The following is a 12938-nucleotide window of genomic DNA, read 5'->3' on the forward strand; positions in this document are numbered from 1 at the left end:
TATACTAGCAGTCAAAACTCGCAATTGGGAGTCCATTTAGGGAAATATAAGTGATTTTATTAAAACGAACTTTACAATTTTTTATCATTTGTGTGTTAATTGGTCTGATTACTTTGATCAGTCTTTATTACTACGTTAAACCTGATATCCCCAGTGTGCAAGTTTTAAAAGACGTGCAATTACAAACTCCTATGCAAGTATTCACTAAAGATGGGCTTTTAATCAATCAATTTGGTGAAAAACGTCGTATTCCAGTGACTATTGATGAAATTCCTCAAACACTCATTAATGCATTTTTAGCGACAGAAGATAATCGATTTTACGATCATATAGGCATAGACCCTATTGGTATAGTACGTTCGGCTGTTGTTCTTATATCTACTGGCGAGAAAAAACAAGGTGCAAGTACTATTACTATGCAGCTTGCTCGTAATTTCTTTTTAACACGCGAAAAAGCGTATATCCGTAAAGTTAAAGAAATATTTATAGCGCTTCATATTGAAGGAGTGTTAACAAAAGACGAAATTTTAGAGCTTTACCTTAATAAAATAGAATTAGGTAATCGTGCTTTCGGTATTGGTGCAGCAGCGCAAGTTTATTACGGTAAAGAGCTAAAAGATTTAACACTTGCGCAAATGGCGATGATTGCAGGTTTACCTAAAGCACCTTCAGCTTTAAACCCAATTCGTAACCCAACGCGTGCAAAAGCGCGCCGAAATGTAGTTTTAGGCCGTTTACTGACCGAAGACTATATAACACAAGAGCAATATAACGAAGCAACTAGCCAACCTATTACAGCTTATTTTCACGGTGCAGAAATAAACTTATACGCACCGTATATCTCTGAAATGGTGCGCGCTGAAATGGTTTCGCGCTATGGGGTAGATAAAGCTTACAACTCTGGTTTTAAAATTTTTACCTCAGTAGAGTCAAAGGTTCAAAAAGCAGCGCAAAACGCACTTGTAAATAACTTACACAGTTACGATATGCGTCATGGTTTTAGAGGTCCAACTGATGTTTTATGGAATCCTGAAACACAACCAGCTTTAACTGAGCAACAAATACTCAATAAATTACAGAGCGTAAATGAGTTAGGCACTTTAAAAGTTGCAGCAGTACTCAGTGTTAATAATAAAACAGCTACAGTACTACTTAAAAACGGTGAGCAAACAACTCTCAGTTGGGATAGTTTAAAATGGGCGCGTAAGTATATTACTCGCTACCGCCAAAGCTTTGCTCCAAAAGCAGCTACTGATATTTTAACGCCAGGTATGCAAATATGGGTACGTCAAAACGAAGATAACAGCTACTTATTAAGCCAAATACCAGAAGCATCAAGCGCTATTGTATCCCTCGATCCACAAGACGGTAGAATAAAAGCTATTGTAGGGGGTTACAGCTTTGAGCAAAGTCAATACAACCGAGCGATACAAGCTAAGCGTCAAGTGGGTTCTAATATAAAACCTTTTATATATTCAGCAGCACTTGAAAAAGGTTACACGCTTGCGTCTATATTAAATGATGCACCTATAAACCAATGGGATAAGAGCCAAGGCGTAGCATGGCGCCCTAAAAACAGCCCTGCTGTTTACAACGGTCCTATTCGAATTCGCCGTGCTTTAGCACAGTCTAAAAACGTTATTTCGGTGCGCTTACTACGTGGTGTTGGATTGCAACGTACAGCTGATCACTTACTAAAATTTGGTTTTAAAGACGCTGACATTAATCGTAGTGAATCATTAGCACTTGGTAGTGCTTCTATTACCCCGCTTGAACTTGCAAGAGGCATGAGCACATTTGCCAATGGCGGTCATTTAATTGAACCTTACTTTATCTCAGAAATTCAAGACGCTTACGGCAATATATTGTTTAAAGCAAACCCTGCTCTTGCCTGTGACGAAGAGCCTTTGCCAACACACAATGCTCTCTCGATGCATAATAGTGATGATGAAATGGAGCAAACTAAAAAATGTGCGCCGAGAATTATTTCTAAGCAAAATGCATTTTTAATTGCTGATGCTATGAATAGTGCAATTTGGGGGGGTGGTAGCTGGGCTCATAAAACAGGTTGGAGTGGAACCGGTTGGCGAGCACAAGCGCTAGATCGTCGCGATATTTCAGGTAAAACAGGCACAACTAATGACTCAGTAGATACCTGGTTTAGCGGTTTTAATAGTAATGTGATGACCTCAGTTTGGGTTGGCTTTGATAATCCGGGCAACGCTCTTGGTCGCTCTACATATAACAACAACCTAGATAGCAGCCAAATATCAGGTGCGGAATCTGGCGCTAAAACCGCGCAGCCAGCATGGGTTGAATTTATGAAAGCGGCACTTGAAGGCAAGCCTGAAGCCCCAATTGAGCCGCCTGAGGGACTTGTTTCTATTCGTATTGATTTAGCTACCGGCTTACTTAGCCATAAAAATGATTACACGAGTCGATTTGAATATTTTGAAAAAGGTACTGCACCTACAAAGTATGTGCTATCTCAGCCTAACGATATATTTGAAGAAGACACTAAAACAGAAGAAGAGCTATTTTAATAATATGTATGTAATACAAAAACGGCAGCTTATTTAAGCTGCCGTTTTTGTTTAAACCAAAGGTTTATTTTAAGTTTTGAACAAGCCAATATAAATCAGAGTGCACACCCGCGGCGGTCACTTCTCTACCCGCTCCTGGCCCCTGAATCACTAATGCGTTATCGCTATACCATTTGCTATTAATTACAAAAATATTATCGCCAGGTGTAAGGTTTGCTAATGCATCACCATTAGGCACATACGCTATTCCCACTTTAGCAATTACTTCACCTTGTGTGATTTCTAACAAGCCCGTATATCTAAGTACTAAATTTTTAGACTTTGCTGTCACTGCATGCTCTTCGATGAACGCGTCTAGCTGTGCTTTTTTATTTAAAAAGTCATCCCAACTTCCCAGCGCAAGTTCATCTGGCATCAATGCCGATAAGCTAATATCGTCAAGTTCAAGCTCAACACCTAGCTCTCGAGCTAAAATAAGTAGCTTACGCTGCATATCTCGCCCAGATAAATCTTCGCGAGGGTCTGGCTCTGTGAATCCCATTTTCTGAGCTTCCAGTAGCAACTCAGAAAATGGCCTTGTTCCATCATATTTACTGCATAACCACGAAAGTGTGCCTGAGAAAACACCTTCTATACGTGTTATTTTATCGCCACTATTTTGCAAATCAGCCAAAGCAAAGTTAATAGGTAAGCCAGCGCCTACACTGGTGTTATATCGCCAATGTAAATTACGTTCTTTAATATTACTACGAAGTGCTTTATACCAAGTAGTAGGTGCTGTTCCAGCGTATTTATTAGCACTAATTAAATGACAGTTTCTATCTACAAAGTCTGGATATAACAAGCTAAATTGTTCACTTGCGGTAATATCAATTACAATTTTATGCTCGTAATCGAGCTCATTTATAGCATTCAGTAAATCTGCAGATTGATAGCTATTTGCCTCATGCTGCCATTGAGTTTTCCATTGCTGTGTATTAATACCACTTGCATTAAACAGCATTTTTTTAGAGCGAATTAGACCGACTAATTTAATACTAAAGTCATCCGATAAACGCTCAAATTGTACCGATAACTGTTTAATGAAAACGTCGCCAACGTTACCAAGCCCCGCAACTATAATTGCGATTTCTTGGCCTTTATTAATTAGCTTATCGTGTAAGTCACTTTGTATATCACTATCTATAAATTGATCGGTAAGCAATAAAGCATAGCCAGTATCTTGATGGACAAAACGAGGTTTTATGCTGTGGAGTTTTAATAAATCTAATGCTTGTAAGCTTAATGTATTAACGTCTTGCTCAGGCGCTACAATTGCACAACCGTTTAAATTTGACTCGCTAATATTTGCCCTACCCGCAAAATAATTAATAACCAGATAAGTTTGTGCTGCAGGTACTACTAAATACACTTCACCATTATGGTTAAAGTGATGAAGGCTATGCTGAATAAGCTGACTAACACTTGCAACCTCACCTTCACTTAATCCTTCAACCATTAATAGGTCAACATTTTGCAACGTGGTTATAAAGCGCTTTTTCTTCGCTGAACCTTCTTTGACTATATCTGTTGGACTTGCTTGTACGTCAAAACTACTGCGAACAGCTAGCTTAATATCTGTGTTTTTAAGTGGCGATAGTGTTTTTGCATGTAATACAGGGTTACCCAAACGAGCTAATAAATTAGCCTGCCCACGGCAAATTTTGCCGTATTTAATCGCTTTTTGTACCTTTCGAGGATCAGTGCTATACACTCCCTGTGTATCAGTCCAAATACATACTTGCTTAGCATTGCAATAATTTGCAAGTAGTGTTGCACTGTAGTCACTGCCATTTCGGCTAAGTGTTACAGTCTCGCCTTTGATATCTGCGGCAATAAACCCAGTAACAACATTTATTTTATTAGGCAAAATTAACTGCCCACATTGCTGCGCATTTTGCGCATGCATTAATTCGCCATCATTTAAGATAAAAAGAGTACGTGCATCTTGAGCGCATGCCTCAATATTTAGCTGCTGTAAATAAGTAGCGAGTAAACGTGCTGACCACAGTTCGCCATGTGCAAGTAATGCAGCCTCTTTTAGCTGCTCAGCTTGAGCAAGTTCTGCAATATAGCTAAGTTCTATACTTAGTGTTTTAAGTGCACTTCGTTTTAAATCAGCTTCTAATAGCTGCTCTATTAAATCACTTTGATGGTTATTTAACTGCAGTAAAATATCAGCGACTGCTTGAGTATCTTGTTTTTGATAGCTTTGCCACAACGACACAAGTGTATCTGTAGTTTTACCTGCAGCAGACACCACAACACAGTCGCCCGTCTGAGTACGCCCAATAATTATTTTAGCTACGCTTTGATATCGCTCACTTGAGCTTAAACTCGAGCCACCAAATTTATGTACACAATTGACCATATTTATACCAATTCGCTTAATTAAGTTGTCTATTTTGAGGATAAGAAAACCGTGTCGATAACAAGGCAAAAATTTCGTTGTTTAGTTGTTCTATATGAGAAATTTTTAACGAAGTTAGCGTGCGGTTTAATCCCTCAAATTGATTAGGTATTATTGCGGATTGGTATTACTTACCAAAGCGCCGGACGGGCTGCACTTAATTTAACGTTACCGCCAGAAGTGCCTGCTCCTTTGCCTACACGGCCAACATTTTTATTTTGCCCTGGTTTTACAAGTTCAAACACTCGCTCAAAATCAGCGACTAAATCGCGTATATCTTCAATACCTACCGAAATACGAATAAGCGTATCGCCCACGCCCGCTTCTAAACGTGCTGTTGCCTCCATACCTGCGTGCGTCATAGTTGCAGGGTGACAAATTAAGCTCTCTACGCCACCTAGTGACTCAGCTAAACTAAACGTTTTAAGGCTAGTTAAAAATGCCGCAGCGTCGTTTATATCGCCTTTAATATCAAAACTCACCATGCCACCAAAACCAAGTTGCTGTGCTTTAGCCAGCTCATGTTGAGGATGTGACTCAAGACCTGGGTAGTAAACTTGGCTTACATATTCAGAGCTTTCAAGATACTTAGCTATTGCCAGGGCATTTTCTTGATGCTGCCTTAGGCGCACATTTAAAGTACGTAAACCACGAAGCGTTAAATAGCTATCAAAAGGCGCACCCGTAATACCAATGTTATTAGCCCACCAAGCAAGCTCATCACCAAGCTCTTGTGTTGCGGTAATAACTGAGCCGCCTACTACATCTGAGTGTCCGTTAATGTATTTAGTGGTTGAATGCACCACAATATCTACACCAAATTTAATAGGGTTTTGTAAAGCAGGCGACAAAAACGTGTTATCTGCAGCCACCAATGCACCGCATTGCTTTGCAACATCGGTAACCGCTTTAATATCTGTTAAACGAAGTACTGGGTTACTTGGGGTTTCTATCCAAATAAGCTTAGGTTTAATTACTAAAATTTGTTGAAGGCTTTCTTCTTTTGTTAAATCTAATATTTCGAGCTTTAGTAGTCCGCGTTTTTGTAAAGATGTAAATAAACGATAGCTGCCACCATAACAATCATGTGGAATTACTAACGTATCGTCACTATTAAGTAGCTGAGTAGCTAAATGCACGGCAGCCATGCCTGTAGCTGTAATTATGCCACGAGCGCCACCTTCAAGCTTAGCAAGCGTCTCAGCTAAAATATCACGATTAGGATTACCGCTACGACCATAATCATACTCACGCTTAGTATCAAAGTCGGCAAACGAATAAGTAGTCGATAAATAAATTGGCGGTACCACCGCACCATGATGTTTATCAGCATCAACGCCGTTACGTACAGCAATGGTTGCTTTGTTTTTTTCGCTCATATTCGTCACCTGATTAATTTGGATGTTTAGACGTCTAAAAGAGTAAGTTATCCGTTTTGATAAGTCAAAGTATTTTAAAGCTCTAGATGGCTAAAAGTAGAAGGGGCCTCTGCGAATAACACATTTTAGCTCACAAAAGTGTGCTTATCTTTACACCTACAATAGGCTTATTAAGATAGATCGGTATCTATTATTTGACTATCTTTTTTAAATCGATAGAATTTCACGCATATTTACACGCTTTTTATACCGTGTGAGAAATTAATAATCTGAGGCAACGATACATCTTATGGCTAAATGGAATGGTGAGTATATTCACCCATACGCAGAACACGGTAAAAAATCAGAGCAAGTTAAAAAGATCACCGTTTCGATCCCGCTAAATGTATTAAAGGTATTAACTGACGAACGTACACGTCGTCAAATCAATAACCTTCGCCATGCTACAAATAGTGAATTGCTATGTGAGGCATTTTTGCATGCTTTTACTGGCCAACCTTTACCAAATGACGATGACTTACGTAAAGATAACGCCGAAAAAGTGCCAGAAGAAGTTAAAAAAATAATGCAAGAAATGGGTCTAGAAGTACCCGTTTTAAACGAAGAATAAATATTACAAAGATAAAAAAAACCTCAGTAATTACTGAGGTTTTTTTATGTCTAAATTTTATTGCATAGATCTACTGTATAGATTTATACCAATTCGCTTAATGAAGTGATCTATTTTGAGGGAAGAAAATCGTGTCGATAACAAGGCAAAAATTTCGTTATTTAGTTGTTCTATATCAGAAATTTTTAACGTAGTTAACGTCAGATTTAATCCCTCAAATTGATTAAGTATTATTGCGGATTGGTATTACCGCATATAATTTTCTGGTAAATCAATTTGTGCTACACCCGACTCAATAGCAGCAAGTGCAACAGCTCTTGCTATACGCGGCAGTAAACGTGGATCCATTGGTTTTGGAATAATATACTGCGCACCAAATTCTAGTTTATCTACACCAGCGGCTTTTAAAACTTCTGCAGGTACTGGCTCTTTGGCAATACTTCGAATAGCATCTACTGCAGCAATTTTCATTTCATCGTTAATAGCGCTTGCACGTACATCAAGCGCACCACGGAAAATAAACGGGAAACATAAAACATTATTAACTTGGTTAGGGTAATCAGAGCGCCCTGTTGCCATGATTAAATCGTTGCGTGCGCCGTGCGCAAGTGCAGGATCAATCTCAGGATCTGGATTTGAACATGCAAACACAACTGGTTTTGCAGCCATTAGCTTTAAATCTTCAGCCGCTAATAAGTTAGGGCCAGAAACACCCACAAATACATCCGCATCTGCAATTACATCTTGCAATGTACGCTTATCGGTATTGTTAGCAAAAAGCTGTTTATATTCATTTAAGTCATCGCGGCGGGTATGAATAACACCTTTGCGGTCAAGCATATAAATGTGTTCACGCAGTGCACCACACTTAATTAACAGCTCCATACACGCAACAGCGGCAGCGCCTGCACCTAAACATACAATAATTGCATCTTCAATTGACTTACCTTGTACTTCTAGCGCATTTAACATACCAGCAGCCGTTACAATGGCAGTACCGTGTTGATCATCATGAAAAACAGGAATGCTACAACGCTCTATTAATGCTTTTTCTATTTCAAAACACTCTGGTGCTTTAATATCTTCAAGGTTAATACCACCGAATGTGTCGGCAATGTTGGCAACCGTATTAATAAAGTCTTCTGTTGTTTTGTGCTTAACTTCAATATCGATAGAATCAAGCCCTGCAAAACGTTTAAACAATAACGCTTTACCTTCCATTACAGGCTTAGACGCTAAAGGACCTAAATTACCAAGGCCTAGAATTGCAGTACCATTAGTAATAACCGCAACCATGTTACCTTTACCAGTATATTTATAAGCATTTGCAGGATCTGCAGCTATTTCACGTACAGGTTCGGCAACACCTGGGCTATACGCAAGTGCAAGATCATGAGCCGTTTCAGCTGGTTTTGTAAGCTCAATGCTAATTTTACCTGGTACGGGATGTGAGTGGTAATGTAGTGCTTGTTCACGAAAGTCAGACATAACGCGATGGTATCCTGCAATTTAAGTTAAAGTGAGAGATGGAGTCTTGGGGTACGATACCCTTATTATTTTTAAATTCCAAGCAATATCAGGTCTATCCTGTTATATGCTATATCCTATAATTTTAAGAGGTTTTTCAGTAACTTTGCAGGATTATATCAACATTTAATAAATAAAAATTCACCTAAAAAGTAAGTTTTAAGGTGCTTTTATGCCTATCAAAATCTTATAAAATGTATACTTAAAGTATCAGCATAAACTTAGAATAACAGCCTACTACCCTACTTTAAAAACAGATAAGCCCACGTTAGATACTTTTATCAACCTAGTTAAAAATTGTACTATTTAAAATATAGAGAATATCTATCGATTTGTCTGTAAAGGATTATGCATACTCAGAATAAGAATAGGAAATAGTTATGCAAAAGGAGGGGATAGTTAAAATCAACGAAATAATACCAATCTGCTTATATATGGGGTCTATTTAACGTTAAGAAAATTACGCTAGAACTAGGCAAAAATTTTTGTATCTAGTTGTTCTAAATAAAAATTTTTTAACGACGTTATAGTGCAATTTAATTCGTTAAATTGCTCAAAGATTTATGTAGGTTAGTTTAAGATAATAAATAACAAATTTTAGGCACAAAAAAAGCACCCTAAGGTGCTTTTTTTAACTAAACAGCAATAATTACTTCTTGCTGGCAAGTGCACCAAAGCGCTTGTTGAAGCGATCAACACGTCCGCCAGTGTCTAAAACTTTTTGCTTACCAGTGTAAAACGGGTGACACGCAGAACATACGTCTAAGTGAATGTCTTTACAAAGAGTTGAGCTAGTTTCGAATTTATTTCCACATGAACATGTTGCAGAAATTACTTCGTACTTAGGGTGAATACCTTCTTTCATAGGAACCTCTAGTTAAGGCCGCATCGCTCTCCAAACCCGGAGTTTGGCACCATACGTCGTTAAAACAAATTTGTTGGTGGCGGATTTTATCCAACAACCTCCCCCCACACAAGTATTTATTTATATTTTTGCCAAAAAAGTGAACAATCTCTTTCTCAAGCACTATTGCTAGTAGGTTTTTAGCGTTATTTTTAGTACATTACAGCATTAATTTTACGGGTTGAGTTGTTATGAGTTTTGTTGAAGTTGCTATTAAAGTCCCGCTTCCACGCACCTTTGATTATAAAATAGAAGAACAGCTCAGTGGCTTATCAATTCCCTTACTACCTGGCATGCGAGTTTTGGTACCTTTTGGTAATCAAAAAAAAGTAGCGGTTGTTTTGGGTATTAAAAGCAGTACCGACGTCCCTTTAAATAAAATTAAAAATATTATAGAGGTAATAGACGACGCCCCTATTTTAAGTGCCCAGCATTTAGAACTCCTTAGCTTTACTGCCCGCTATTATTGCTATCCATTAGGCGAAACTATTCATATAGCGCTACCTGGTGCACTTCGCCAAGGTGAATCGCCTGATAAAACCAGTATTAATATGGTTGCCCTGACAGAAAAAGGTGCAAAAGTACCGTCATTAAAAGCTAAAACACAGCTCAACCTATTAAAGCAGTTATCGCAATCAGGTAAGTCATCATTAACTGAGTTAAAAGCACTGGGCTTTAGTAAAAAAACAATAGATAGCTTAATAGATAAAGAACTCATAACACAAACTATTGAGCACGATAACCAATGGCAAAGTGTTGCTCCAACCGTCGGTAGTAAACCAGTACTTAATAAAGAACAAGCGGTTGCTTGCACAGCTATAAATCAAAGTACTGGCTTTAGCAGCTTCTTATTAGAAGGCGTAACGGGCAGCGGTAAAACCGAAGTGTATTTACAGTGCCTAGAAGAAGTACTCAAACGTGGCGAGCAAGCCCTCGTACTCGTGCCCGAAATCGGCCTAACACCACAAACCGTAAACCGTTTTCGCCGCCGCTTTCCTGATACACCCATTATGCTTTGGCACTCAGCCCTTACCGACAACGAACGTTTACAAACATGGCGTTTTTGCGAAAAAGGCAGTTGTGCGATAGTTATTGGCACACGTTCGAGTATTTTTCTGCCATTTTTAAAACTCGGTATGATTGTTGTTGATGAAGAACACGACTCGTCATTTAAACAACAAGATACCCTTCGTTACCATGCTCGTGATTTAGCCGCTTACAGAGCTTTTCAGCATAAAATCCCGCTTATATTAGGCAGCGCCACACCCGCGCTTGAAACACTTCACAAAGCAATTAATAACAAATACCAGCTATTAAGTTTAACGGAGCGTGCGCAAACAGCGACTGACAATCAGTTTAAGTTACTCGATATGAAAGGTCAGCCCGACCAAGCAGGTATTGCACATGCAAGTCTTGCTACTATGCGTCAGCACTTAAATCGCGGTAAACAGGTTATGGTATTTTTAAATCGCCGAGGTTTCTCACCCACCCTTATTTGCCATGAGTGCGGTTGGTTGAGCGAGTGTAAACGATGCAGTACCAGCGCTACATTTCATAAAGCGATTGGGCAAATGATCTGTCATCACTGTGGCGACCAGTACCCTGTCCCTCACCAATGCCCTGACTGTGGAAGTACGCAAATATTTCCTAACGGTAAAGGCACAGAGCAAATTGAAGAGTTTTTATCGACCGAATTCCCTGATACACCTGTTACTCGTATAGACCGCGATTCAACTCGCCGTAAAGGTAGCCTTGAAAAAGCACTTGATGAAATAAACCTAGGCGGCGCACGCATTTTAGTGGGCACACAAATGCTTGCCAAAGGCCATCACTTTGCAGATGTAAGCCTTGTTATAATTTTAGATGTAGATAGCGGCTTATACTCATGCGACTTTAGAGCGACAGAGCATTTAGCGCAATTAGTCACCCAAGTAGCGGGGCGTGCTGGACGTTCAGGTGAGCCTGGTCAAGTGTTATTACAAACACACTTTCCAGAACACCCTCTTTTGCAAGACTTAGTTAATAATGGTTACCAAGACTTTGCCCGCTTTGCTCTTAGTGAGCGCGATGATGCTGACTTACCGCCCATTACAAATATGGCCATTGTGCGTGCACAAGGACATAGTATTAAACTAGTCGTCGATTTTTTGACGGATTTGGTTCCTGTGAATGGGGTATCTGGTATACAATTGCTCGGTCCGATCCCTGCCCCACTTGAAAGAGTCGCAGGTATGTATCGTTTTCAATTGCATATTCAAGCGCAAGATCGTCGCATATTACATCAGTACCTTGCGCAAATGGTTGATTATTTAAGTACCAGTAAACTTGCACAAAAAGTACGCTGGAGCTTAGACGTAGACCCTATAGACATGATTTAGGTTAAGGCCAAAATAACACCATGGCACAGCACGATTATATTAATAAAAAGCCTGCAGGCAGAAACAGTAAAAAAAACGCACCCGCTAAAAAACCATTTCCTATTCTTTTAGCCGTTATAGCCATCTTACTTGTAGGTGGTTTTGCCTACACACTATGGTTTATAAAAAGTAATGCCGATCCAAAGCTTGTCGAAAAACAAGCTAACCCAACTGCACCCGCAAAAGTAGAAGTTGTTATTCCACGTACACCGGAATTTATTAAAGAAATTAGAAACCACGAGATTCAAGTTGAAGTAAAAGAACTTGAGCAAAAAGGTCCTTATGTTATGCAATGCGGTTCGTTCAGAACTCATGCACAAGCTGAATCATTAAAAGCTAAAATCGCATTTGCAGGGCTCATTTCTGAGATCAAACAGGCTGAAGGCAGCAATGGCACTTGGTATAAAGTACGTTTAGGCCCTTATAAAACCAAACGCCAAGCCGAAAGCGATAAAAACAAACTTAAACGTGTAAAAATAGTCGGCTGCGGAATTTGGGGCTGGACTTGAAAATAAACCATTCACCCATATAACCTCATCATAATCGTTTTTTACGAGTTGCCTCTGCAGCTCGATGATGAGGAATAACATGACTACTATCGTAAGTGTTCGCCGCGGCGACAAAGTTGTAATTGGCGGCGATGGCCAAGTTTCACTTGGTAACACCGTAATGAAGGGCAACGCCCGCAAAGTTCGACGTCTTTATAATGGCAAAGTAATCGCTGGTTTTGCCGGCGGTACTGCTGATGCCTTCACTCTTTTCGAACGTTTTGAAAGCAAATTAGAAATGCACCAAGGTAACCTAACTAAAGCCGCAGTAGAAATGGCTAAAGATTGGCGAAGTGACCGTGCACTTCGAAAACTCGAAGCGCTGCTCGCTGTAGCAGACGAAACAGCCTCTTTAATTATTACCGGTAATGGCGATGTAGTTCAGCCAGAAAACGATTTAATTGCAATTGGTAGTGGTGGTAACTTTGCGCAATCAGCTGCAACCGCCCTTTTAGAAAATACAGATTTAAGCGCTCGTGAAATAGTAGAGAAAAGCTTAACTATTGCAGGCAACATCTGCGTATTTACTAATAACTTCCAAACAATCGAAGAATTATAATA

Annotated in this window: 9 protein-coding genes; 5 read left to right on the forward strand and 4 right to left on the reverse strand. The window is 39.4% G+C overall.

The window, feature by feature from the left end; all coding sequences use genetic code 11:
• The first annotated feature begins 50 nt into the window (after nt 1-50).
• Nucleotides 51-2543 (forward strand): penicillin-binding protein 1A, encoded by a 2493-nt coding sequence (locus tag I6F54_RS06925; RefSeq protein ID WP_197119283.1) that lies wholly within the window; start codon nt 51-53, stop codon nt 2541-2543.
• Nucleotides 2544-2607: 64 nt separating this feature from the next.
• Here I6F54_RS06925 and metL read toward each other — a convergent pair whose 3' ends face one another.
• Both metL and metB read right to left on the reverse strand, forming a co-directional pair.
• On the reverse strand, nt 2608-4953 hold the full coding sequence (gene metL / locus I6F54_RS06930) for a bifunctional aspartate kinase/homoserine dehydrogenase II (protein ID WP_197140486.1): 2346 nt from the start codon (nt 4951-4953) through the stop codon (nt 2608-2610).
• Between the two features lie 170 nt (nt 4954-5123).
• The gene (gene metB, locus I6F54_RS06935) at nt 5124-6371 is read right to left on the reverse strand and encodes a cystathionine gamma-synthase (protein WP_197140488.1); all 1248 of its coding nucleotides are present in this window, start codon (nt 6369-6371) and stop codon (nt 5124-5126) included.
• A gap of 289 nt (nt 6372-6660) precedes the next feature.
• Between metB and metJ the strand changes: the two genes are divergently transcribed.
• Entirely contained in the window at nt 6661-6981 is a 321-nt protein-coding gene (metJ, locus tag I6F54_RS06940; protein WP_007586263.1) for a met regulon transcriptional regulator MetJ, read from the forward strand.
• Between the two features lie 246 nt (nt 6982-7227).
• On the opposite strand, the gene I6F54_RS06945 is transcribed toward metJ, so the two are convergent.
• Together I6F54_RS06945 and rpmE are read right to left on the reverse strand one after the other, a co-directional pair.
• Entirely contained in the window at nt 7228-8469 is a 1242-nt protein-coding gene (locus I6F54_RS06945) for a malic enzyme-like NAD(P)-binding protein (protein ID WP_197140490.1), read from the reverse strand.
• A gap of 688 nt (nt 8470-9157) precedes the next feature.
• Complete coding sequence (gene rpmE / locus I6F54_RS06950) at nt 9158-9373, reverse strand: 50S ribosomal protein L31 (protein WP_007582029.1); 216 nt, start codon at nt 9371-9373, stop codon at nt 9158-9160.
• Nucleotides 9374-9603: 230 nt separating this feature from the next.
• On the opposite strand from rpmE, the gene priA reads away from it, so the two are divergent.
• The 3 genes from priA to hslV all read left to right on the forward strand — a co-directional run bounded on the left by priA (nt 9604) and on the right by hslV (nt 12936).
• Nucleotides 9604-11790, forward strand: a complete 2187-nt coding sequence (priA, locus tag I6F54_RS06955) for a primosomal protein N' (protein ID WP_007582030.1) — start codon at nt 9604-9606, stop codon at nt 11788-11790.
• A 20-nt stretch (nt 11791-11810) separates the two neighbouring features.
• A complete protein-coding gene (locus I6F54_RS06960) occupies nt 11811-12338 on the forward strand; it encodes an SPOR domain-containing protein (protein WP_007582031.1) in 528 nt (175 codons plus the stop codon).
• A gap of 79 nt (nt 12339-12417) precedes the next feature.
• The gene (gene hslV / locus I6F54_RS06965; RefSeq protein WP_002958366.1) at nt 12418-12936 is read left to right on the forward strand and encodes an ATP-dependent protease subunit HslV; all 519 of its coding nucleotides are present in this window, start codon (nt 12418-12420) and stop codon (nt 12934-12936) included.
• The last annotated feature ends 2 nt before the right edge of the window (nt 12937-12938 follow it).

The organism is Pseudoalteromonas sp. SWXJZ10B (assembly GCF_015864475.1).
Lineage (GTDB): Bacteria > Pseudomonadota > Gammaproteobacteria > Enterobacterales > Alteromonadaceae > Pseudoalteromonas > Pseudoalteromonas arctica.